This is a genomic window from Salinibacterium sp. SWN1162 (assembly GCF_015864675.1).
GTDB lineage: Bacteria > Actinomycetota > Actinomycetes > Actinomycetales > Microbacteriaceae > Rhodoglobus.
The window spans coordinates 1,263,646-1,286,609 of the sequence record NZ_JADYWT010000001.1; the positions used below are offsets into that span (position 1 = coordinate 1,263,646).

Below are 22,964 nucleotides of genomic sequence, written 5' to 3' on the forward strand. Positions count from 1 at the left end.
CGCTAGCCGCAGGAACCATTGCGGCGATCGCGACAATAAGCATCCGAATTCACAAATTAGGTGGCACTCCGGAATGGAACGTAACGCGATGACAGAACTCACGCCATCAGCTGACGAGGGAGCCACCACGAACGCTCCGCCTCCATCGGTTGCACCGGGAATCGCAATGCTTATGCCTCCGGGGTGGGTCGTGCTGCACATGGATGCGCGCGCCTCTGACGAGGTGAAGAGCATCGTGACTCACGTCATGAAGACCGTCACGCCCGATAAACGTGACATCGCACGTGCGCGACTGAGGGCGATGCTGCAAAATCTTGTGGCAAAGTCTCAAGACTCGGGCGTGTGGGAAGTGTGGTTGCCGATTAGCGAGACTGCGGGCATCCATATCCCTGCGTCTGTGGCGGTTGCTCCGCTGCCGAAACAGCCGGCTGCCGGCGCGACAACGCACGACACGCTGCTATCGCTGTCGGCGGCTTCCGCGGGATCCCGTGCTGTCACGGTAGGTGGGGTCTTGGCGGTACGCGTGGTAGCCGATCGCCTCGCGCAATACGACGAGACGGGCGAGCTCACTGCTCCCGCAACCCGGTTAGTCAACTACATCGTCAGCCCTACTTCACCTGGGCAGCCGTGGATAACCTTCACTGCGAGTCTCTTTGTCCCGGGAACTTCCGACTCCGCTGAGATCGTCGAAGCCCTCGAGTTTCTCTGTGACGCTCTGATGTCGAGTGTCTCGTTCTCACCGAAGGAGCCCACCGAATGAGCGTTTTCGTCCGATACCCCGACGATTGGATCGGCGTGCCTCCCTTCGGGCCGCTTGAGGAATACAGCACGCCTCAGGTGTGGGCACAGGCTTTGGTCGATGAGGTCGTAGAGATCGCGCGAGTAAAACTCTCACGAGACGAATCGGAAGCCTTGGTCGGCGCGCTTTCTCTGATTGCAACCGATACTGCCGCGCGCGGAGTGCAAGCCAGCTACATCTTCTTGGAGTCCTTCAACGGCCCCGTTCACTACGTCGAGGGGGAGATGATCCCACGGTCCGCAGTAGGCGACGCTCCTGTTGAGGAGATAGCGGGAAGCCGCGACCCCGATGCCATTCGCGAACCCACGCTCACCGAGATTGTGACGACCTCGGGACTGCGGGGTGTGCTCGGCGTGCGTCACGCGCCGTTCGACGAAGAAGCCTCTCACATCATCACATTGCGGGCTACGTACGCGTTCGAAGTCGATGGCGGGTTCTTTGTGCTGCGAAATGCGACGACAGACTTGGTCGGATTTGAACGTTTTCGCGAGAATTTCTCCGAGCTCGCTGCTACTGTTTCTGAAGAATAGTCACGGTGGGGAGTTCTACCCATGTGCAATTTTGGAGGCAGTCAGTACTGTCTAAATGGGGTTGAGGTCAACTGGCCCACCACACACGTGAACTGAGGAGTAGCTATGGCGAACATGAACGTAACTTATTCAGAAATGACGGATGCTGCGGGTCGTCTGATCTCCGGAAAAGATGAGCTCATCACGAAGCTGACTGAGCTTCAGACTCTCGTCAACGGTCTCGTAGAGAGCGGCTTCGTCACTGACTCTGCTTCTGGAGCATTTCAAGTCTCGTACGAAACTTTCACGCAGGGAACCACTCAGGCGGTCACTGGTCTAGACGGCATGAGCACGTTCCTTACCACCGCCGCTGACCAGCTTTCGCAGGTCGACACCGAGCTGGGAAACGCAATCCGCGGATAGTGCTTCACGAGGCGCTCTGAGATGTGAGGCCGCAACGGTTGTTCCGTTGCGGCCCTCTTATCGCCTCCTGCTGAGACGTTCGATTGGATTCATGCATCCATTCATGCATGAGTGCGTGAGCAACACCTGGCTTAGGGACTGCAAAGGAAAGGAATGCCATGGCGGATCTCGAGATCGACTTTGCCAAGTTGACCGAACTGCAGTCGACGATGGCCACGGTACAGACAGAGTTCGGTCTGGCGGAAGCGTTCAGCGAAGCGGTCGCGGATCTGTGTGGCCATGATGGTTTGGCCGGCACGGTAAAAGATTTTGGGTCGCAGTGGAACCTGCGCCGCGCAGAACTCATCACGGAACTCAGCCAGATCGCAGACGCCGTTCGCAGCGTGCACGACACGATGAAAGAGCTTGACCAGTCGTTGGCCGAGACAGTCGAGTCGTATCGGTCGCCGGCGACGCTGCGTGCCTATCGTTCAGAGCCGCTGCCCACGCCCATTCCGACTCCGGCACCTCCACTCCTGACTGCCTCACGCAATGGAGGCGTCTGATGTCTTCTCTTCGCGCCCTCCCGGGTGACCCGACCGCTCTCGCCTCGTATGGGAAGCGGTACTTGACCATCGCCGACGCGATCACAGACACCACCCTGAGGCTCAACAACTTCGCTTCGGATGTCGCTGGCGTTGGCGAGGCCGTGACGGCACTGTCCGAACGTTCGTCGAGCGCTGCAGCGCGACTTGCCAGAGCTCAGCCACGTTATGGTGCGACCGCGCAAGCGATCTCGGTCTACGCGGTAAGCCTGCGCGATGCGCAAGATTCCGCTAGCAGCGCCATCGAACGAGCCGACGCTGCCGCGGCTGACCTTCCGTATTACGAAAATCTCCGCTCAGATCTGTCGAATCGACTCTACGGACCTCAAACCGGCACGGAGTTCGAGCAAGTCTCGGCGCAGTTACGTCAGGCTCAGAGCCATGTGGACGAGCTGCACGCTAGCGTGGCGGATGCTCGCGCAGCCTACGAACGTGCGGTTAACTATCGTGACGAAGCTGCCCGGTTAGCGATCGCGGCGATTGAGCCCGCGCTCGAAGCGATGAATGACACGCTGCGCGATCAAGTGAACTCGTGGGTCGAATCGCTCCCAGGAGGCGAGAGCCTTCTCGGTCAGTGGCTGACCGACGTTCTGGCCGGGGTGCTTGAGCCGCTGCAGGCGCTCGTCATAGCAGTGGTGGAGCTCACGATCTGGGTGAATACCGTTGTCTCCCTGTTCTGGGAGATCATGTCCAACCTTCCACCCGAAAAGATGCTGCTGCAGGCGCTGCTGCCGGGAGTTGTGCTGGCTCACGCAGCCGGACTCTCTGCATTGTTAGCGATCCGCCTCTCCAACGAGGAGCGTCGCCCCACGCCAGCGATGGTGCGGCTACCGCCGCAGGATCAGCAGCCAGCGCGCGACTATGAAGATCTCATGACGCGCAACGCAGAGTTGGACACCAAGGGGAAGGCGGGCTCTACATTTGTCGAAGTCGTCGAGGTCCTCGACGAGCACGGAAACCGTCTCGGGTGGCGCGTTCTGCTGCCGAGCACCCAGGACTGGCAGGAAGCGAATGGCGTTTTTGAGGGGGCATGGAAGCCTCAAGGTGATCAAGGCGCGATGAATGATCTCGATTCGAATCTCTCCTTGATGCTCGCTCCGAGCCAGCAAGCGGCCTACGAGCGCGCGGTAACTCAGGCGATGATGGACGCGGGTGTGCTTCCGGGCGATCCGGTAATGCTGAGCGGGTGGAGCCAGGGCGGCATCCTGGCAGGAAAAATGGCAGCAGACCCGTTGAGCCCGTTCAACATTCAAGCCGTTTTCACGTCAGGTTCTCCCATCGACTTGATGGATATTCCCGAGAGCGTTTCCGTTATATCGGTGCAGCACAAGGGCGATCCTGTTCCCAAGCTGGACTCGCCTTGGTCGGGAGGCACCCAGCGACCGCATTGGGTGACCGTAAGCACGGATGCTCCCATCGACCCCGCCACCGAAAAACCCGTGTTTGCGCATAGCTCCTCGGCTTATACGGGGTCGGCCGATGCGATGGTCGACGGCAGCAGCGACCCGCGGGTGTTGGCTCTGAAACAAGAACAGGCAATGTTCTTCTCCGAATACGAGCGCGTTTTTATCTACGAGGGGTCGGAGTGATGACGGTTCATCAGCGGAAAAGTGGTGTCGCGAGGCGTATGCGCCTGAGCGCTGCCGCTCTCGTCACCGTCCTGACGGTAGTGCTGCTTACGGCCTGTGGGTTGATTTACACAGGACCGTCGGACGAAGAGCAAGACGATGATGTGCGCACTGCGCTGATGGAGGCGGTGCCGACAATAGATGGTGTCATTGGCGGCACCTACTACGATGGCCCCAAGCAGGCGTACTCGGTCAAAATATATGTCGTGGAGTTGACCGACGAGGGTCTATCTCACGTCGTTGACCAAGCGCTCGAGGCCGTGTGGCAATCGTTGTCGTTTCAGCCCGCCGTTGTCGCACTGATCGTTGCGGAAGGCCCGATGCCGTCGAACGCATCGGAGGCGGCGGGCGACGGAGTCGAGCTGGGGTCTGTGATCAGCGAGCTTGACTTGCGTGGCGTCAGAGAGCCGCTCGAGAGTCTATTGGTGTCGGCATCGACGCTCGAGGCTCGCTACGGCGAGTGGACGGGACCCAACGATGGTTGATCGTCAGCTGCCCCACACGCCTTTACCCGAGTTGAAGTTCGCCCTGCCGGGGGAGTGGCGGCAAGTGCCGCTGCACGATGAAGTGTCGGCACGGGCATCCATCCGACGGCTCATCGACGCGCGAGTAGGGAGAGCAGAAGAACACGCGCAGTTGAGAGACAGCATGCGGCGTCAGCTCTTCGATGGTCTCGCGGCCGCGATTGAGGGCGACGGCCAGTCGATGACGATTGCACTCGATGTGATCGAAGGCGTGCCGTTCTCGGCATCGTTCACGGTGTACCTTCCGCCGCTCGGCATGACACCCGCCGTCGGAACGGCACCGGCCGAAGTGATGCGCGTGCTGCAAGCGGGGCTCGCGGCAATGCCCGACCTGCACCCCGAGACGGTGGCGCGTTTCGCAACGCCAAACTCAGAGGTGCTCCGTACGCACCACCTTCGACAGGTCGCCGCCGCAGTCGAAGAAGACGCTGGCGATGCTCTTCCGACGCTCGTGGCCCAGTACTGGCTGACGATTCCTGAGACGAAGCGCGTTATTCTCGTCGTCTTCTCTACTGTATTCGTCGACCTTGAACAGGTCATGCTCAACTTCTTCGACTCCATCGTGCGGGCCTCGCATTGGGAGTGATCTGAAGATCAGCCGGTAGCTGACATCCACAACCCACATGAGTTAAGGTTGGCTTTTCTGGGCTTGTAGAGATGGGTGCGCGCGGATGGCTGCTGCAGACGAGAATGAGTTCATCGTTCCGCCTCCCGGCATGGCCCCGAAGCGAGTCGAACAAGTTCCGCCGTCCCCAGCGGCTGCCGAGGAAAACGACGTCATAGATCTTCCTCCGGGCCTCGTGGACTCTGGAACCTTCCGCATTCCGCAACGCAGGGAGACGGCTGCCGCCCCAGCCCCCGCGCACGCGGCAGAGATCCCCGTGTTTTTCCCCGTCACAGCACCGGGGATGCCGGTCGACGAAAAATCCAGCGCACTGTCTGCTGCTCCCGCGCCACCGGTTGAACAGCACTACGCGCCGCCTCGCCTCGAAGACGCTATCGCACCAGCACCAGCACCAGCACCAGCACCAGCACCAGCACCAGCACCAGCACCGCCTACGCCGACGATCGAAGTCGACGATGCGATCGACGAAGAAACTCACTTCGCCCGCGCGGACATCATGGTGCCCGCATCCCCGAGGTGGCAACTGACGTTCGCCGACGGCTCGACGGTCGTGCTTGATCGCACCACACTTCTTGGGCGGGGCCCGGCGGCCAACCCCCAGTGGCCGGATGCCCGACTGCTGCCAGTCGCTGACCCCAGCAAGTCTGTTTCCAAGACTCACGCGGCGCTGCAGTTGACTGCTGCGGGCGACCTGCTCGTGCACGATTTACATTCCACGAATGGCGTGCACGTGACTGCGCCAGGCGAAATTGAGCGAGAAGTGCATCCCGGTACGGTGCACCCTCTGACGAAAAGTGCGCAGGTCCGGCTAGGCCAATTCGTGATCGTTGTCGAGCGCAGCTAGGCGCGCGAACGGCGAACACGCACGCCATCACCACGCTTCTCGGCAACGACTTCAAGACGCAGCACGCCTCGGGCAAGTTCGGCGACGGCTACAACGAGCTCACAACCGGGCTCAAGAACGCGACCGATGGTCTCGGCGACATGGGCGACGCGCTCAAGGGCATGATGCAGGCGATCCAGGAGCTCGACCAGAAGCTCGCGGGCGCCTAAGACACGCTTAACGCGGAGGGCCAGCACACGCCGGCCCTCCGCCTTCTGTCTCAACGATCTCAAGCAGCGATTCTGCACTAGTGAAGGGTGTTCGCCGTGGGCGACGGAGTTCTCATTAAATACACTGAGCTTAAAGCCGTCGGTGATCATCTGAAGAACATTATTGAAGAGCTTAAAGAGGCGTCTAAGCGCTCCAACGGGTTGGAGGCTGCGATCGGCAATCCCTTCGGCCGAACCAAACTGCGCGAGGCTGCACAAGAGTTTGAAGACGGGTGGGATGACCGTCGCAAGGCTCTTCTCGAAGACATCGAAAAAGTCGAGCAACATGTTGTCGGCGTTCTCGAGGGCTTTGAAGAGTGGGATAAAGATACGTCCAAAGAGATGGAATCGGCTTCAGAATAGGCCGGATTACCCACTCGCTCGGGAGATAGAGAAAAGACATGGAAGCTTCCCCTCAAGGACGCGAGATCACGACGCTCGACGGCGACGCCGGAGCCATTGTGTCTCGCGCGAAGGACATCACGACACTCGGCGGCCAGATGATTTCATCGGCAGCGATTCTGAAAGACATTGCAGACGGCGCTGCCGGTCAGCAGGGTCTCGCCTTCGACAAGCTCCAAGAAGTTGTTGGCGATTGCTATGAGGAATTGAAGTTGGCCGGTGAACGCTACCGCCCAACAGGCTGGGTACTCAAAGATTACGGAACGGTCGTTGCGGAAGTTCAACCCCTCATCAAACGCGCGGTAGAAAACTGCGAGACCGAATGGGCCGCGTATCGATCGCGGTCTAACGAATTGGGTCTTGCGCAGATGCCCGTGGACACGCCGACGGTTTTTGTTCTGCCTGGTGAAGCTAGCCCCGATACGGAGCAAGCGCGTCAAGAGGGAATTGATACCGCGCGATCGCTAGCGAATTCCGCGTACGACGAGTGGGCCTCGGAAGCGCAGGCCTTCGATGCTTATTACGAAACGTGGGAAACTGCGTTCAATCAAGCCGCAGAGCTTATTGGTGATGCGACCGAAGGCGGAATCCAAGACTCCAATTGGGACGACCTCGACGGTGCCGTTGCTGGCGCTCTCGAAGTGCTCAAGTGGGTCGGCATTGCTCTCGCGGTTCTGGGTGTTATCGTCGGCGGTCCCTTCATCGCGGCCCTAGCAGCCATCGTCGCGATCGCGACACTTCTATTGACGATTTACGCTTTCTCTCGCGGAAATGCGAGTGTTCTCGACCTGGTCTTGGCCGGGGTCTCGGTCGTACCCTTCGGGAGCCTGGGAAAGCTATTTGGCGGAAATAAGCTGGGGTTCGTTGACGACATGGCGGGCGGCCTTCTTACCTCTGGAGGACGTGCGAATATCGTGGGTGACTTTCGGGCGATAAATTCAGGGTTCAACGCTGGTTTCGGATTCGCACAGGGCGGGGTTGCTAAGCAAGTTTTCGGCGGCCTTCGGGGTAGCTTTGCTAACTGGGCGACACACAACGGAAGCGGATTAGGCAACGTCATGTCTCGCTTCATGGCGGGAATAAGTTCCGATGCTCTTGAAAATCCCAACTTCATCGGGTCGGCCGTCGATGGTATGGACGGCTTGAGTCTTTTCAGCGGAGCTTTCGTTACACACCTGAGTCGAGCTGACCAAATTCTAGGCTTGTCGCCTCGTATCGAGTCCCCGTCTCTGGCCGAGCCATTGTGGGGGACTCCGACCCGGTGAGAACTTTGCTGACTGATAGTGTCGACCCGATAGCGGATGGAGAAGGTCCCCGATGATGGCGAATCTTAAGGCTGAGCTCCGAGGAGAAACACTCCCGAGCTTCACACTGCTTCTTCCCCTTGGCTGGGAACGACACGAGCCGAGCGATGTTGTCCGAGACGAGATGCTTGCCTCGGCGAAGCGGCGTCTGATGCAAGCTCACCGCCCGGACCTCTATGGGCAAACAGTGGCGCTCATGAAGCGACTTTTCTCTGAAATGCGTCGTGTTGAGACCGTCGCCTTTTTCGCCCCAGGTGACAGCGCTCCTGACAGTTCGCGACTCCCCGCCACCCTCACCGCATCGGTGAGACGTGGCCAGAATGGTGAGTCGCTTGACAACACCATTGCGGGCCTTATTCGTCGAGATGGTGCGACAGCGCTCGCCGATGACAAGCGGTTTCTCCGGTGGGAGCGAGATTCGATTGAGAGGATGGAGGGCACGCAAGTGGCAACGACTACGGTCGTTTACCTCACCCCAGTTCCCGACACCGGTCGAAAACGGGCGCTTCAATTCACTCTCGTGATCACCCACAACCCCGATGAAGTCGGTGACGAAGAATTCGTCTCCGCGCTTGGTGCCCTCTTCGACGCGCACCTTTCGACATTCTCATGGAGCGCTGCGTGAAGATTTCAGTGGATGTTGATACGGCGAGCTGGTTGGAACTGCCACGATTTGACGAGGGGGCGCCTGAAGCCAGCACATGGGAGGACGACGTCGTCGAGGGGATGAAAAAGGCCTGGCGCGGTGCGCTTGACGCCTCGAGCGAACACTTCGTACGTGAAGCGCTGCGTCACGGCCTCCGTCGAGTCTCTGACGACGACTCAGTCACGCTTCAGTACTGGCCAGACGCCTCGATCGTGAATGCAATAGTGCACATCGTTGCCTCGCCGTTCGCGCCCGGCGAGGAGAGAATGCTACAGCCTCTCGCGGACATGCCTTACGTGACTGAGCCGGTCGCCGTAGCGTTTGAAACGGACGCTCTTGGGGTCGGCATTGAAGCTCGCTATCTGACGACGGTGGGAGAAACGTCGACGATACGCGCGGGTGGGGTTAACTATTTGTTCCAAAACGACTACGGTTTCGTCGCCATAGGAGTCGACGCGACACTACCCAGCCTCATTGGCATTCTCTTGGATCCACTTCGTGAGATAGTTCGAAACATTCGAGTTGTTGACGATATCGAGACAAATTGGAATTTTGCGACGATAAGCGACTCCGATCTTTCCCCGCGCGGCGAAGATTGGTCGAGCGAAAGCCTAAAGCCTGTTTGACAGGAGGGCGCAGGGGGGCATGCATGCTTAGGCTGGGTTGTTTGCGAGCTCCCGTTCATTCGCCGACCTGTCGTACGCGAGGCTGGGTGCCACGCTAGTGAAACGAATGACTCGACGAAATTCATGGACATAAGTGTTCGAGGCGGCGTGAGACATCGTCAAATACCGTTATTCTTTTGGGGATGAGAATCTGATGACGGCATCTACCAGAGAGTCCGTTCTAGCGACGCAACTCGACCGCACTGAGTTTGCCTGACTACGTAAGCGTGCCCAGCACGCGGGAGGCGTTAAATGAATGCTCGTACGCTCGCCACACAGCTGCAGGACGGCTCAACGGTAAGTTGGGGCAAGCTGGAACGAGCTGCGTTCGATGAACACCTTTCGGTGCTCGACGGGCGTTTTGGTCGCGCCATAAGTAGTGACAATAAATTTACGTTTGTCATAGCTTTGGTCATTGGTATTGCGTTGGCGCTGGTTTACTTAGCGTGTTTTTTTTCACCGGTTTGGGGTCTTGCATCGGTGTACGACGGGATCATTGCGAGAGCCGCTGATGCCCCCGATCCAGAAACTGCCATCCCCCAAGCTGGGATTTTTTATAGCATCGCAGCTGTTTTGATGATCGTCAGCACGGGGCACTGGCTCATCTCAGGGCGGCCGCGCATGGGTTTCTATCAGATTCAAGCGGGTCTAGCACTGGTACCTGGCCTCACCACGGCCTTCGCAGTGATGAGACTGGGCTTGGAAAACGAAGTAGAAGATTGGGGATTGTGGATCCTTCCGATCGTTGTTGCTGTCGTTTTCGGAGCTCTATTTCTAATCCTCCACTACGTCGCCTCGCTCGAGCCGGCGGGCCCCGCGGAGCTCGAAGACAACGAAGCTGAACAGAATGCTGTGGAGCGCAAGGACCGCGTGCTGCTCGCGAGACGCCGAAAGCGTGTTGCTCGTCTCTCCGAAGCACAACGGTCGCAAATTCGCCGTGACCTCGCTGATTCATTCGCCGATCTAGCGGACCGAGGACTCATCACCGCTGACGAATCCCGCCTCGCCGGAGAGGTCGAACTGGGTGGTCTCGCGATCTTGGGTCCTCGCATAGCTAAAACCGAATAACAATCCGGCCGGGATCTGTTTTCCTTATCCCTTCCCTTGGCGAATCATGGACGATAGGGGGAGTGACCCTGTGACGGCGAGAGCGTTGGCATCTAAGGTGCAACCAGGTTCGAGAGTGCGTTGGGACAGGCTAGAGCGTGCCGCATTCGCCCGACATCCGTCGGTGTTGCAACCCGTTAAAAAATCCGGGGGATTCCTTACAAACAACTGGAATCTTATCTGGGGAATTCCGCTTACGATCGTCTATCTCGCGAGCTACTTTGCGCCAGTTTGGGGATTCGCAAATATCTCGAGTGGCGGCAGATTTGCGACCGCAGCACCTGACCCGAATCCCGCACGCGCCATACCCATAACCGGCATATTTTTTATTATTGAGATAGCGCTGCTTCTCGTCAGTTTGGGGCACTGGCTCGCGACTGGGCGCCGTAGAAACGGGTTTTATCAGGTGCAGGCCTGGCTCGCACTGGTGTTCGGTATTCTGAGCGCGATATCGGTGTCGAGCAAGGGCAATGCTGATCGCGTTGAGAATTGGCAATTCTGGTTGATGGTAATCGTTTCTTCCGTCGTGCTCGCAATCGTGGTCCTCATTTGGCACCTGGTGATAGACCTCGGACGCAGCGCCCGCAGGGAGTTGGGTTCGGTGTCGGCAGACGAAGCTTCGTTGCCGAATAATAAGGTCGCGCTCCTGAAGCTGCGCCGGCAAGCGATAAAGGAACTCTCTGAGAACGAACAGACGCAAATCCGGCACGATCTCGATGCCGCCATCGATGATCTGGAGCAGCGAGGATTGGTACCCAGCGATCAAGCGAATCGTGCTCGCAGTGTTGACCTCGGGGCGCTCGAAATGTTGATGACCCGGCCCCGATAGCCGTTTTCTCTCGGGCCGGGGCCCCGTCTGAACTCCGCGCGGGACGAGATACCCTGCGTTAGCATTGCTGCGAGTAGATAGCTGAGGAGGAATTTCTTATGAGCGTTGATGACGAGAACCAGTTCATCGTTCCACCTCCGGGGATGGTCCCTCCAGTAGAACTAGCGAAGCCAGCCGCCGCCGAAACCCACGAAGCTGCTGATCTCATCGACCTGCCGCCAGGGATCGTCGACTCTGGCGCTTATCGGATGGCCGTGACGAAGGCCGCACGACCTAGTCATTTAGATGCTGCGCCCGCGTTCTTTCCCGCTGGCGCACACATCACTCCCATCGCGGATGATTCCACGGCGCTCCCCGCATCGGTTGAGCTGGTCGATGCCGCTCCGCCCACGGAGCCCACGCGTGTCGTCAATGCTCCTGATACCCCCGACGACTCAGTAGCAGATGACGCCGTACCGTTCGATGCCATAGAAGAAGCGACGACGATTGCGCAGCAGCCTCGCAGTGCCCCCCCACTGGTATCTTTCGGTGCCCCATGGGGATTCTGTTGTGGTTGAGCGCACTCTGTTGATAGGCCGCGACCCGTCAGAGAACACGGATTGGCCCGATGCCGCCCGATTGTCGGTCGTCGACCCGGAAAAATCAGTGTCGAAGACTCACGCTGCGTTGGAACTTACCGCGGACGGGCGATTGTTTGCCCACGACCTCCACTCGACCAACGGCGTCTATCTGCGGCATCCGGAATCAGCGGAAATACTGGTAGAGCCGAATCGCGCGCAGACCGTTCGGGTCGGGACTGAGCTGAGGTTGGGCCAGATACTGCTCATGATTGGTCAGCGCTAGGAGCCTTCTTGAGCCGCTAAATAGCCTGAGGGCATGGCTGCGCGGCGTAGACTAGAGAGATTGAGCCGCGCTTATTGCGGTGCGATCGTTGATTCGAAAGAGGTGCGCTATGGGCAAGACCCTGGCAGAGAAAGTGTGGGATGACCATCTGGTCGTTAAGGGTGCCGATGGCACGCCCGACCTTATCTACATTGATCTTCACCTTGTGCACGAAGTCACAAGCCCCCAAGCATTCGACGGACTGCGGATGGCCGGCCGCCCCGTTCGCCGCCCTGATCTCACGATCGCGACCGAAGACCACAACACCCCGACGCTCGCGATCCACAAGCCGATCGCTGACCTCACGAGTCGCACGCAGATTCAGACGCTGCGCAATAACGCCAAAGAGTTTGGAGTGCGCCTGCACTCGCTCGGCGACATCGAGCAGGGCATCGTTCACGTTGTCGGCCCGCAGCTCGGGCTGACAATGCCCGGCATCACCGTGGTCTGCGGCGACTCGCACACGAGCACCCACGGTGCCTTCGGTGCCATGGCATTCGGTATCGGCACGAGTGAAGTCGAGCACGTGCTCGCCACTCAAACTCTTCCGCTGAAAGCCTTCAAGACGATGGCGATCACCGTCGAGGGCGAGCTGCGCCCCGGCGTCACCGCGAAAGACATCATTCTTGCCGTCATCGCGCAGATTGGAACCGGCGGAGGCCAAGGTTACGTCCTCGAATTCCGCGGCAGCGCCATCCGCTCGCTCTCCATGGAGGGCCGCATGACGATCTGCAACATGTCGATCGAGGCTGGCGCTCGCGCCGGCATGATCGCGCCTGACCAGATCACCTACGACTACCTCAAGGGTCGCGCGCACGCTCCCGAAGGCGCCGACTGGGATGCCGCCGTTGAGTACTGGAACACCCTCGCCACCGACGATGATGCCGTCTTCGATGCCGAAGTCTTCCTCGATGCGAACACACTCGAGCCATTCGTCACGTGGGGAACTAACCCCGGCCAGGGCGTCTCGCTCAGCGAGAACGTTCCCGTGCCCGGCGACATCGCCGACCCCAACGAGCGTGCGTCAGCCGAGCGTGCCCTCGAATATATGGCGCTTGACGCTGGCATGGCGATGAAAGATATTGCCGTGGATGCCGTCTTCATGGGCTCGTGCACCAACAGCCGCATTGAAGATTTGCGAGCATTCGCGTCGATCATCAAGGGGCGCAAGAAGTCTGATCACGTGCGCGTCATGGTCGTTCCCGGGTCTGCCCGCGTTCGTATCGAGGCTGAAGCCGAAGGCATCGACAAGATTGTGGAAGAGTTCGGCGCCGAATGGCGCTTTGCGGGATGCTCAATGTGTCTCGGCATGAATCCCGACCAACTGGCTCCGGGAGAGCGTTGCGCTTCCACTAGTAATCGCAACTTCGAAGGTCGCCAAGGCAAGGGAGGGCGCACCCATCTGGTGTCGCCCCTCGTTGCCGCGGCCACCGCGATCCGCGGAACGCTCTCAAGCCCGTGGGATCTCGAGAACAGCCCGCTGCCCGAACAACTGGCGCTCGCCGCTACGACCGCTGAGGAGTCCCGCTAATGGACAAGATCACGACCATCAGCGGAGTCGCCGTTCCGCTCAAGCGCAGCAACGTTGACACCGACCAGATCATCCCAGCTGAGTTTCTCAAGCGAGTGACGAAGACTGGCTTCGAAGACGCCCTCTTCTTCGGCTGGCGCCAAGACCCTGACTTCATCCTTAACCGTGAGCCTTACAGCCACGGCAAAATTCTCATCGCAGGTTCAGACTTCGGTACTGGCTCCAGCCGTGAGCACGCCGTCTGGGCTCTTCGCGACTTCGGCTTCCAGGCCGTGCTCAGTTCGCGATTCGGCGACATTTTCCGCGGTAACTCGGGCAAGCAGGGTCTTTTGGCAGCGCAATTGACTGAGTCGGACATCGAGACTCTGTGGGCCCTCGTCGAGGCCGACCCTGAACTCGAAGTGAGCGTCGACCTTGAATCACGCACCGTGAGTGCAGGATCCGCACAGTTCACTTTCGAGATTGACGATTACACTAGGTGGCGTTTGCTCGAAGGCCTCGATGACATCGGCCTCACCCTGAGAAACGAAACAGACATCACGGAGTTCGAAAGCCGCCGCGAATCATGGCGACCTAAGACTTTGCCAGCGAAGTAGAGGTAACGATGAATCCATTGGCACAAGACGCGACCGCGGCAGCCAAGCGCTCAGGACTGCATTCCAACCAGATCGTCATCAACGGCGGCAAGCCGCTTCGCGGACGTATCAACGTTCGTGGTGCCAAGAACCTCGCTACTAAAGCAATGGTAGCGGCGCTTCTCGCTGACACCCCCAGCGTTCTCAGGGACGTTCCGGCCATTAGCGACGTCGGCGTCGTTACCGGGATGCTTGAGGCCTACGGCGTTACGGTCACCGAGACCAGTGACGGCGAACTCACCCTCGACCCCAAGAACGTACTCAAGGCACACTTCGCCAAGATTGATGCCCTTGCCGGCTCGAGCCGCATCCCGATCCTTTTCTGCGGACCGCTGTTGCACCGCCTCGGCGAAGCGCTGATCCCCGACCTCGGCGGTTGCCGCATCGGCGACCGCCCCATCGACTTCCACTTGGATGCTCTGCGTGCCTTCGGCGCTGTCGTTGACAAGAGCTATGAGGGCATTCGCCTCACGGCTCCCGACGGCCTCCACGGCGCGAACATCGATCTGCCCTACCCGAGCGTGGGAGCAACCGAACAGGTCTTGCTCACCGCTGTGCTGGCCAAGGGCGTCACTGAGCTCAAGGGCGCAGCAATCGAGCCCGAGATCATGGATCTCATCGCCATCTTGCAAAAGATGGGCGCCATTATCAATGTTGAGCCCAACCGCGTCATCTTCATTGAGGGTGTAGAGAAGCTCAGCGGCTACAACCACCGCGCGCTGTTCGACCGCAACGAGGCCGCCAGCTGGGCATCCGCCGCACTGGCAACCGGCGGAGACATCTTCGTCGAGGGTGCTTTGCAGCAAGAGCTCATGACCTTTTTGAACATCTTCCGCAAGGTCGGTGGCGCTTTCGACATCGCTGAAGACGGCATCCGTTTCTGGCACCCGGGCGGGCCGCTCAAGCCGGTTGTTATCGAGACTGACGTTCACCCCGGCTTCATGACCGACTGGCAGCAGCCGCTGATCGTGGCGCTCACCCAGGCTGAAGGCCGTTCGGTCGTTCACGAGACCGTGTACGAAAACCGTTTGGGCTTCACGTCGGCGCTAATCGAGATGGGCGCCAACATCGAGGTCTTCGAAGAGGGAATCGAGTCGGTCAGTCGTCGCGTGCCTCGTCGTCCGCTGGAGCAGGCCGCCGTCATTATTGGGCCGACGCCGCTGCACGGAGCAGACGTCGAGATTCCTGACCTGCGTGGTGGCTTCAGCCACCTCATCGCGGCGCTGACTGCTGACGGGCAATCGACCGTGAGCAACATCGGCATCATCGCGCGTGGGTACGAACACTTCATCGACAAGCTCGAATCACTGGGCGCTGACTTCGTCTACGAGGGATAGCCGCCGGTGACCTCGAGCTCACCGCAACCGAAGCGACGAAAGTCCGAGAAAACGGCCGCTTTTCGCGTGCTCGCTTTTCTGTTGCTGCCCACCATGACGGTGTTGGCGAAGTTCACTCTGCACGACTCGCACCACGTTCCTGCCGAGGGTGCCTTCGTGATGTCGCCGAACCACTACAGCAATATCGACCCCGTCGTGATCGGTGTGGGGATGTGGAAACTGGGGCGCATGCCGCGCTACATGGCCAAGGCCTCGTTGTTTAAGGTGCCCGTTGTGGGATGGCTGCTGAGGCAATCTGGGCAGGTTCCTGTCGAACGCGTGTCTCGAGGGCGCCAGAGTGCCGACCCGATGAAAGCGGCCCGGCAGATAGCTGACCAGGGCCTTGCCGTGGTCATTTATCCGGAAGGTTCGTTGACGCGCGAACCCAACATGTGGCCGATGCGTGGCAAGTACGGCGCAGTGCGAACGGCGCTCGAAGCGGGCATACCGCTCATCCCGACTGCCAGTTGGGGCGCGCACGAAATCCTGCCGCGATACTCAAAACGTATTAGTGTTTTTCCCCGTAAGACAATTCACATTCGATTTGGTGAACCCATCGATCTCTCGGAGTACGAGGGCAAGCATGTGGATTCGCGTGTGCTCGCTGAAGCAACGGAGAAACTCATGACTGCCATCACGACGCTGCTGGAAGAATTGCGCCAAGAGAGCGCCCCCGCAGTGCGCTACAACCCCGCCGAGCATGGTCAAAGCGAGACCGGCCGATTCGAGGGTAAATAACGTGATCAACGACAACGCTGAAACGCCCGAAACCCCCCGCCGCGTCGCCGTTCTTGGCGCCGGATCTTGGGGAACGACATTCTCTAAGATTCTGGCTGACGGCGGCAACGACGTAGCGCTCTGGGCGCGGCGCCCGGAGCTTGCTCGCGAGATCTCCCAGTCCAAGCGCAACAGTGACTACCTCCCCGGCATCAACCTGCCACGCTCGCTCTGGGCGAGCGACAAGCTGCCTGAAGTTCTGGATGGCGCGGAGCAGGTGTACCTTTCAGTACCCGCGCAGTCCCTTCGCGAGAACCTTCGCATCGTTCGCGAACTGATCCCCGACAACGCGATCATCGTTTCGCTCATGAAGGGTGTCGAAAAGGGCACCGGAGCGCGCATGAGTGAAGTGATTCTGCAAGAGCTGGGCATCGACCCCAGCAGGGTGGCCGTGGCATCCGGCCCCAACTTGGCGCTCGAAATCGCCAAAGAGCAGCCGACCGCTGCCGTCATGAGCAGTGCCAGCCTCGAAACAGCCACCGCCGTCGCGGTAACCGCGCGCAACCGTTACTTCCGCTCGTTCGTGAACACCGACGTCATCGGTACCGAGTTCGGCGGAGTGCTCAAGAACCTCATCGCTGTCGCAATCGGAATTGTGGATGGCGTGGGGTACGGCGAGAACACCAAGGCGTCAATCATCACGCGTGGCCTTGCCGAAATGACTGATTTCTCGGTCGCTTTCGGCGCCCGCGCCGAGACGTTGGCCGGTCTCGCCGGCCTCGGTGACCTCATCGCAACCTGCGAGTCATCGCTCTCGCGCAATAACACCGCCGGTCGCCTTCTGGGCCAGGGCTACAGCTTCTCTGAAGTCATCAAGCAGATGAACCAGACCGCTGAGGGACTATCGTCCGTGGCGCCAATTCTCGAACTTGCGCTCTCGAAGGGCGTGGATATGCCGATTGCGAGCCAGGTCGCCGAAGTTCTAGCAGGCACGCTCGCCCCACGCGATATCGCGCCGCATCTCACCACTGACGATCTTCCTCAAGGGGAGTAAACAATGACGATCCAGCCCACGCCAACCGTGAGCGGTCCTGTGACTGTGGTGCTGCTGTTTGGCGGCCGTTCGTCAGAACACAGCATCAGTTGCGCCACTGCCGGGGGAGTGCTCTCGGCAATTGACCGCGACAAGTACACCGTCATCCCGGTTGGCATCACTCGTGACGGCGCCTTCACGCTGCAGCCTGACAACGCTGAGACCTTCACGCTCAACTCCGAGGCGATGCCCGAGGTCGTTGACAACGGCACGCGCGTGCGCTGGCCCGACTCGGCTAACTCTCGCGAAATGACCGTGGTGGATGCCGACGGTAGCGTCCGCATCCTCGGCGAGGTCGACATTGTGTTCCCCATCTTGCACGGGCCTTTCGGCGAAGACGGCACCATTCAGGGCCTCATCGAGCTCTCGGGCTTGCCCTACGTGGGCAATGGCGTGCTCGCCTCGGCCATGGGCATGAACAAGCACTTCACGAAGCTCGCTCTTGAAGCCGCCGGCGTCGCGGTTGCACCGTGGGTGACCGTGTCGGCGCTCGAGTGGCAACGCACTCCGGATGTCTGGCGCACGCGCGCATCCAGCCTCGGCTTCCCCGTCTTTGTGAAGCCTGCTCGCGCTGGCTCCTCGGTGGGCGTGACGAAGGTCTCGACCCGCGATGAACTCGATGCTGCTTTCGCCACCGCTTTTGCCGAAGATTCCACCGCTTTGGTCGAGCAGGCGATGACCGGGCGTGAGATCGAGTGCGGCGTGCTCTCTGGTCGCGATGGCGGCGAGACGCGCGTGAGTGTCGCAGGCGAGATCGTCGTCACGGGTCGCGACTTTTATGACTTTGAGGCCAAGTACCTCGATGTGGCCGCAGCCGAACTCATTTGCCCTGCGCCGTTGCGCGACGGTGAACTCTGGCAGATGCAGCGCACCGCAGCCCGTGCTTTCGAATCGATCGGGGGAGCCGGGCTCGCGCGCGTCGACTTTTTCTACGACGGCATCGAATTCGTAGTGAACGAAATCAACACGTTGCCGGGGTTCACGCCGATCTCGATGTTCCCCAAATGCTGGGCCGCTAGCGGAATGAGCTACCCCGAGTTGATCGACGAGCTTATCGAACTCGGGCTCGAAACCGTTCGTTAGGCCGCGTTAGCCGGGCTGTTTGCTACCGCGGTGAGCGGGGCATCCGCGTTGGGTGTGGCGCACCGTGCTACTCGGGCGACTCCGTCTCGCTTGGTGCCGGTGTATCCGAGAGGGCAACACAGAAGCGATCGGCCGGCACTTGGCTGACGGCGCCCGCGACATCGCTCAGGGCTTCAAAACCGGAGACCTCGTCGCCCTCAATATCGGGGTCACCATCGCTGTCAACAATGACCTGCACCGCAGGATCGCGGCCGTACGACGTGAACACATAGTTAGGGGCGTCGCTGTCGTCGCGCAGCCAGTCAATGCCATCTTCGGGCGCCGTGACGCATGCGAATTCTGCCGTGGGGTCGGGCACGGCAACGCCGCAGCGCAGCAAGATGGTGGCGGGTTCGCCCCAGGCTCCGGTGCCTTGCGCATTGGTCTCGCGCTTGTCGAGCCCCGCGACAGTGTCGGGCAATCGCACAATGACATCGGCGCACGACGGGTTGCCGGCGTCATCACCGGGTTCTAGCGGCACAATCGCCGCGCATCCGCCCAACGTCGCCAGTAAAGGAACCATCGCGAGCAGGGCGATCAGGGGAGTGCGGGTCGTCGTTCTCATCGCCTTCAGGCTACCGTGAGTTCATGACGATTGACCGCGAGCGCGAGACCCCAGACACTCTCGGAGGCGTGGGTGAACTTGCCGCGCTGAAGCGCATTTTTCCGCGGCTGCCCTCTGCCTCTGCCGAACTGATCGGCCCCGGAGACGATTCCGCCGTGCTCGCCACTCCCGACAAGCGCGTCGTGATCACGACAGACATGATGATTCACGGCCCCGATTTTCGGCTGGCCTGGTCGAGCCCGTACGACCTCGGCTGGAAGGCCGCGGCCACGAACCTCTCGGATGTCGCCGCGATGGGTGCGGTGCCCACGGGATTGGTCGTCGCGATTGCTGCCCCCAACGACACTCCTATCGCGTCGCTCGAAGCCATCTCTGATGGGCTGCGCGAAGGCTGCGAAGCGCTCGCGCCGGGCTGCGGAGTGATCGGCGGCGACCTTTCAGTCTCGACCGTGCTCACGATTGTGATCACTGCTTTTGGTGACCTCGAAGGCCGTGCTCCCGTGCTGCGGTCAGGCGCTCGCGTGGGCGACGTGATCGCCGTTTCCGGCACGCTTGGTCTCGCCGCTGAGGGGCTCCGTCTGCTGTTCACCGAGGGCGTCGTTGACGGGGAGCCGGATGCCGCCGCCGCCGCCGCGCTCGCGACCCAGCATCCCGATGCCATCGCCGCCCAACTCAGGCCAGCGCCTCCCATCGCAGACGGCAAAGCCGCCGCGCTTGGCGGAGCCACAGCCATGCTCGACCTCAGCGATGGGCTCGCGCTCGACGCCCGCCGTATCGCGACGGCCAGCGGAGTGGGGCTCGATCTTTCATCCGAAGCAGTGGGTGGGCGAATGCAGCTCGATGGGGGCGAAGACCATTCCTTGCTCGCGACGTTCCCCGAGGCAACAGTGCTGCCGGCAGGGTTCCGGGCCATCGGTCGCGTGGTCGAGGGTGAAGGGCTGCTCGTCGATGGAGTCGCTTACACCGAGCGTGGCGGCTGGGATCCCTACGCCGGGTGGGATGGCGCGGCGGGCTAGAGCGTGCTGAAGCTATGCTCCGCCGAACGGTTCAGCAAAGAGCGCTCCAACGGGTGAATTAGTGTTCGCTGGGCTGAACCCAATACAACGTGGTGTCGCCGTAGTCTTTGCGGCGGTCGAGTTCGAGCCCGGCGGGCCATTCGGGTTCGGGGTCGCGTGAACTGCGTTCGACGATCACTACAGCGTCCGGGCTGAGCTGCGGCGCCAGCAGTGCGAGCGCGACGTCGAGCTCGGCATTGCCCAGCTCGTACGGCGGGTCGATAAAGACGAGATCCCACTGATCGCCGGATGTCTCCAAGAAGGTGTGCACGGCGCGGGCGGCGGTCAGAATGATCGGCTTTGAACCGCGCGGAGCCTTTGCCGCAATGAGCGTCGCGTTCTTGCGGCAGATCGCGGCGGCGCGAGCGTTGTTCTCGACGAGGGTGACGTGGGGCGCACCGCGAGACGCCGATTCGAGGCCGAGCGCTCCGGTGCCCGCGTAAAGGTCGAGCACGCGCGCGCCTTCGATGGCGTCTCGGGCTTCGAGCGCGGAGAAGATCGCTTCGCGCAGGCGGTCGCTCGTGGGGCGAGTTCCGGCGCTCGGAACGGCAATCGTGAGGGAGCCGGCGTATCCGGCAATAATGCGAGTCATAGCGTGTCGAGCCTAGCCCCGGTGAGGGCCTCAGTGGGTTCAACGCCAGTGGTCACCGGTACTCTTCTAGGGTGACCTCGCCCCTCGATCAGAAGCTCAGCGCCGTTCTCGGTGGGCGCACCGCTACCTCGATGCAGCGTGGCCTCGGTTTGCTCACGGTCGGTGACCTCATGACGCACTATCCGCGGCGGTACGCGCGACGCGGTGAGCTCACGGCTCTTGCCGAATTGCCGCTGGATGAAGCGGTTACGATCGTGGCCGAAGTGCGCGAGGTGCGTAATCGCCCCATGCGCAACAAGCGTGGCTCCATTCTTGAAGTGTCGATCAGCGATGGCACGGGCATCCTGACTCTTACGTTTTTCAACCAGGCCTGGCGGGCGAACGAACTTATGCCCGGCGTGCGCGGAATCTTTGCCGGCAAAGTCGGGCAGTACCGCGGCACACGCCAGCTGGCACACCCCGACTACGAACTTTTCGATCGCGATGAGCTCGAGCTAAAAAAGCCTGAGCAGGCCAAGGGCTGGGCTGAGCAGCCAATCCCTATTTACCCCGCTACCTCCACGGTCGCAAGCTGGCAGATTCAGAAAGCGGTCGAGGTCGTGCTCGATACCCTCGGCCCGCTGGAGGACCCGGTGCCGGATGCCGTGCGCCGCGAACGCGAACTGCTGCGGTATTCGCAGGCGCTTGAGTTCGTGCACCGCCCCAAGGTCGACTCCGATTGGCGCAGTGCTCGCGATGCCCTGCGCTTTCAAGAAGCTTTCGTGCTGCAGTCCGCTCTCTTGCAGCAGCGCCAGAAGCAGCGCGAGTCTGAGGCGATTGCGCGCACGGCTGGCTCCCTGCTCGAAGGTTTCGATGCTGCGTTGCCGTTTACGCTCACGGGCGACCAGCAGTCCGTCGGCGAGCAGATTTTCCATGACCTCGCCGAGCCTGTGCCGATGAATCGCCTGGTGCAGGGTGAAGTGGGTTCCGGTAAGACGCTCGTCGCGCTGCGGGCAATGTTGGCTGTTGCGCAATCCGGTGGCCAGTCAGCGTTGCTGGCGCCCACCGAGGTGCTTGCTCATCAACACTTCCGGTCGATCGTGCGTACGCTGGGTCCCGATCTCGCGGCCGAGCTGCGCCCGACGCTGATCACTGGTCAGTTGCCCACGGCCGAGCGCAAGAAGGCCCTGCTGGCGACCGTTTCGGGCGCCTCTCGCATCGTCATCGGCACGCACGCTCTCTTGGGCGATGCCGTGAGCTTCGTCGATCTCGGACTCGTCGTCGTCGACGAACAGCATCGCTTCGGCGTTGATCAGCGCGAGGCTCTGCGCCTTAAGGGGGCGAAGCCGCCGCACGTTCTCGTTCTCACCGCCACCCCGATCCCGCGAACGGTCGCGATGACGGTCTTCGGTGACCTCGACATTTCGTCCATCGCTGAGCTTCCTGCTGGCCGCCAGCCGATCAGCAGCCACGTGGTCCCGCTGGCCGAGAAGCCCGGCTGGGTCTCGCGCGTCTGGCAGCGACTGGCCGAAGAACTGGCCATCGGCCGGCAGGGGTTCGTCGTGTGCCCCGCGATTGATGCCAAGACCGAAGAGCCTGGCACTGAGCCCGCCCCGAAAGCAACCGACGATCCGGATGCCGGCCCGCCGCGCCCCATTGCCAACGTCACCGAGGTGCTGGCGTCGCTCCGCAGCAACGAGGTTCTGGCGGGCAAACGGATCGAGGCGCTGCACGGCAAGCTCTCGAGCGACGAGAAAGACGAGCTCATGCGCGCGTTCGCCGCCGGCGACATCGATGTGCTTGTCGCAACGACCGTGATCGAGGTGGGCGTCGACGTGCCCAACGCTTCCGTCATGGTCGTGCTCGATGCCGACCGCTTCGGAGTCTCGCAACTGCATCAGTTGCGCGGCCGCGTGGGCCGTGGTGGCGTCCCCGGCCTGTGCCTGTTTGTGACAGCAGCCGAGGGGGAGTCTCTCGCTCGCGAGCGGGTCGAGGCTGTGGCATCCACTCTGGATGGCTTCGAGCTGGCCAACAAAGACTTGGAGCTGCGTCGCGAAGGTGACGTGCTCGGCGGAGTGCAATCGGGTGGGCGTTCGAGCCTCAAGCTCTTGCGCGTGGCCAACGACGGGCAACTCATCACAGAGGCTCGGGAGGCGGCACAAACGGTGCAGGCCGCCGATCCGACCCTTGCGGAGCATCCGGCGCTCGCCGAAGCACTGCAACGCCGCCTCGACGAAAGCGCCGAAGCCTTCCTCGGCAAGAACTAGCGGCCGCACTGCA

Annotated in this window: 27 protein-coding genes; 24 read left to right on the forward strand and 3 right to left on the reverse strand. The window is 60.9% G+C overall.

What is annotated here, in order from left to right; genetic code table 11:
- Positions 1-88 precede the first annotated feature (88 nt).
- The 8 genes from I6E58_RS05890 (at position 89) to I6E58_RS05925 (ending at position 5,936) form a co-directional block, all read left to right on the forward strand.
- Positions 89-760, forward strand: a complete 672-nt coding sequence (locus I6E58_RS05890) for a hypothetical protein (RefSeq protein WP_197131368.1) — start codon at positions 89-91, stop codon at positions 758-760.
- Positions 757-1,329 carry a hypothetical protein gene (locus I6E58_RS05895; protein ID WP_197131370.1) on the forward strand — a complete coding sequence of 191 codons (573 nt, stop codon included), beginning with the start codon at positions 757-759 and terminating at the stop codon, positions 1,327-1,329. Before I6E58_RS05890 ends, I6E58_RS05895 begins: the two co-directional genes overlap by 4 nt.
- Positions 1,330-1,443: 114 nt before the next feature.
- On the forward strand, positions 1,444-1,731 hold the full coding sequence (locus tag I6E58_RS05900) for a WXG100 family type VII secretion target (protein WP_231595151.1): 288 nt from the start codon (positions 1,444-1,446) through the stop codon (positions 1,729-1,731).
- Positions 1,732-1,889: 158 nt separating this feature from the next.
- On the forward strand, positions 1,890-2,276 hold the full coding sequence (locus tag I6E58_RS05905) for a hypothetical protein (protein WP_197131372.1): 387 nt from the start codon (positions 1,890-1,892) through the stop codon (positions 2,274-2,276).
- Positions 2,276-3,904 (forward strand): hypothetical protein, encoded by a 1,629-nt coding sequence (locus tag I6E58_RS05910; RefSeq protein ID WP_197131375.1) that lies wholly within the window; start codon positions 2,276-2,278, stop codon positions 3,902-3,904. Before I6E58_RS05905 ends, I6E58_RS05910 begins: the two co-directional genes overlap by 1 nt.
- A gap of 38 nt (positions 3,905-3,942) precedes the next feature.
- A complete protein-coding gene (locus tag I6E58_RS05915) occupies positions 3,943-4,428 on the forward strand; it encodes a hypothetical protein (RefSeq protein ID WP_197131378.1) in 486 nt (161 codons plus the stop codon).
- Entirely contained in the window at positions 4,421-5,053 is a 633-nt protein-coding gene (locus I6E58_RS05920) for a hypothetical protein (protein WP_197131381.1), read from the forward strand. The genes I6E58_RS05915 and I6E58_RS05920 overlap by 8 nt, the downstream gene beginning before the upstream one ends.
- 85 nt (positions 5,054-5,138) lie before the next feature.
- Complete coding sequence (locus tag I6E58_RS05925) at positions 5,139-5,936, forward strand: FHA domain-containing protein (protein WP_197131384.1); 798 nt, start codon at positions 5,139-5,141, stop codon at positions 5,934-5,936.
- On the opposite strand, the gene I6E58_RS05930 is transcribed toward I6E58_RS05925, so the two are convergent.
- Positions 5,933-6,208 (reverse strand): hypothetical protein, encoded by a 276-nt coding sequence (locus tag I6E58_RS05930; protein WP_197131387.1) that lies wholly within the window; start codon positions 6,206-6,208, stop codon positions 5,933-5,935. The genes I6E58_RS05925 and I6E58_RS05930 overlap by 4 nt on opposite strands.
- 33 nt (positions 6,209-6,241) lie before the next feature.
- Here I6E58_RS05930 and I6E58_RS05935 point away from each other — a divergent pair, with 33 nt between their 5' ends.
- The 14 genes from I6E58_RS05935 to I6E58_RS06000 all read left to right on the forward strand — a co-directional run bounded on the left by I6E58_RS05935 (position 6,242) and on the right by I6E58_RS06000 (position 18,454).
- Complete coding sequence (locus tag I6E58_RS05935) at positions 6,242-6,547, forward strand: hypothetical protein (RefSeq protein WP_197131390.1); 306 nt, start codon at positions 6,242-6,244, stop codon at positions 6,545-6,547.
- 38 nt (positions 6,548-6,585) lie between these two features.
- Entirely contained in the window at positions 6,586-7,851 is a 1,266-nt protein-coding gene (locus tag I6E58_RS05940) for a hypothetical protein (protein ID WP_197131393.1), read from the forward strand.
- Positions 7,852-8,086: 235 nt separating this feature from the next.
- On the forward strand, positions 8,087-8,515 hold the full coding sequence (locus I6E58_RS05945) for a hypothetical protein (protein WP_197131396.1): 429 nt from the start codon (positions 8,087-8,089) through the stop codon (positions 8,513-8,515).
- Positions 8,512-9,162 (forward strand): hypothetical protein, encoded by a 651-nt coding sequence (locus I6E58_RS05950; protein WP_197131399.1) that lies wholly within the window; start codon positions 8,512-8,514, stop codon positions 9,160-9,162. Before I6E58_RS05945 ends, I6E58_RS05950 begins: the two co-directional genes overlap by 4 nt.
- Positions 9,163-9,822: 660 nt before the next feature.
- Positions 9,823-10,269 carry a hypothetical protein gene (locus I6E58_RS05955; RefSeq protein ID WP_197131402.1) on the forward strand — a complete coding sequence of 149 codons (447 nt, stop codon included), beginning with the start codon at positions 9,823-9,825 and terminating at the stop codon, positions 10,267-10,269.
- Between the two features lie 115 nt (positions 10,270-10,384).
- Positions 10,385-11,137: a hypothetical protein gene (locus I6E58_RS05960; RefSeq protein ID WP_197131405.1), complete on the forward strand. Its 753-nt coding sequence runs from the start codon at positions 10,385-10,387 to the stop codon at positions 11,135-11,137.
- Positions 11,138-11,235: 98 nt separating this feature from the next.
- Positions 11,236-11,694, forward strand: coding sequence for a hypothetical protein (locus tag I6E58_RS05965; RefSeq protein WP_197131408.1), 459 nt, complete (start codon positions 11,236-11,238; stop codon positions 11,692-11,694).
- Positions 11,687-11,980, forward strand: a complete 294-nt coding sequence (locus tag I6E58_RS05970; protein WP_197131411.1) for an FHA domain-containing protein — start codon at positions 11,687-11,689, stop codon at positions 11,978-11,980. Before I6E58_RS05965 ends, I6E58_RS05970 begins: the two co-directional genes overlap by 8 nt.
- A 109-nt stretch (positions 11,981-12,089) precedes the next feature.
- The gene (gene leuC, locus I6E58_RS05975) at positions 12,090-13,550 is read left to right on the forward strand and encodes a 3-isopropylmalate dehydratase large subunit (protein WP_197131414.1); all 1,461 of its coding nucleotides are present in this window, start codon (positions 12,090-12,092) and stop codon (positions 13,548-13,550) included.
- Positions 13,550-14,146 carry a 3-isopropylmalate dehydratase small subunit gene (gene leuD, locus I6E58_RS05980; protein ID WP_197131417.1) on the forward strand — a complete coding sequence of 199 codons (597 nt, stop codon included), beginning with the start codon at positions 13,550-13,552 and terminating at the stop codon, positions 14,144-14,146. Before leuC ends, leuD begins: the two co-directional genes overlap by 1 nt.
- An 8-nt stretch (positions 14,147-14,154) precedes the next feature.
- A complete protein-coding gene (gene murA / locus I6E58_RS05985) occupies positions 14,155-15,522 on the forward strand; it encodes a UDP-N-acetylglucosamine 1-carboxyvinyltransferase (RefSeq protein ID WP_129071839.1) in 1,368 nt (455 codons plus the stop codon).
- 6 nt (positions 15,523-15,528) lie between these two features.
- Positions 15,529-16,299, forward strand: coding sequence for a 1-acyl-sn-glycerol-3-phosphate acyltransferase (locus tag I6E58_RS05990; RefSeq protein ID WP_129071838.1), 771 nt, complete (start codon positions 15,529-15,531; stop codon positions 16,297-16,299).
- Between the two features lies 1 nt (position 16,300).
- Positions 16,301-17,332: an NAD(P)H-dependent glycerol-3-phosphate dehydrogenase gene (locus tag I6E58_RS05995; protein ID WP_307841992.1), complete on the forward strand. Its 1,032-nt coding sequence runs from the start codon at positions 16,301-16,303 to the stop codon at positions 17,330-17,332.
- A 3-nt stretch (positions 17,333-17,335) separates the two neighbouring features.
- A complete protein-coding gene (locus I6E58_RS06000; protein ID WP_197131418.1) occupies positions 17,336-18,454 on the forward strand; it encodes a D-alanine--D-alanine ligase family protein in 1,119 nt (372 codons plus the stop codon).
- A gap of 67 nt (positions 18,455-18,521) precedes the next feature.
- Here I6E58_RS06000 and I6E58_RS06005 read toward each other — a convergent pair whose 3' ends face one another.
- Positions 18,522-19,058 (reverse strand): DUF3515 family protein, encoded by a 537-nt coding sequence (locus tag I6E58_RS06005; protein ID WP_197131421.1) that lies wholly within the window; start codon positions 19,056-19,058, stop codon positions 18,522-18,524.
- A 23-nt stretch (positions 19,059-19,081) separates the two neighbouring features.
- Here I6E58_RS06005 and thiL point away from each other — a divergent pair, with 23 nt between their 5' ends.
- Entirely contained in the window at positions 19,082-20,074 is a 993-nt protein-coding gene (thiL, locus tag I6E58_RS06010; RefSeq protein WP_197131424.1) for a thiamine-phosphate kinase, read from the forward strand.
- A gap of 58 nt (positions 20,075-20,132) precedes the next feature.
- Here thiL and rsmD read toward each other — a convergent pair whose 3' ends face one another.
- Positions 20,133-20,705, reverse strand: coding sequence for a 16S rRNA (guanine(966)-N(2))-methyltransferase RsmD (rsmD, locus tag I6E58_RS06015; RefSeq protein WP_197131427.1), 573 nt, complete (start codon positions 20,703-20,705; stop codon positions 20,133-20,135).
- Positions 20,706-20,836: 131 nt separating this feature from the next.
- On the opposite strand from rsmD, the gene I6E58_RS06020 reads away from it, so the two are divergent.
- On the forward strand, positions 20,837-22,951 hold the full coding sequence (locus I6E58_RS06020; RefSeq protein WP_231595383.1) for an ATP-dependent DNA helicase RecG: 2,115 nt from the start codon (positions 20,837-20,839) through the stop codon (positions 22,949-22,951).
- Positions 22,952-22,964: the final 13 nt, after the last annotated feature.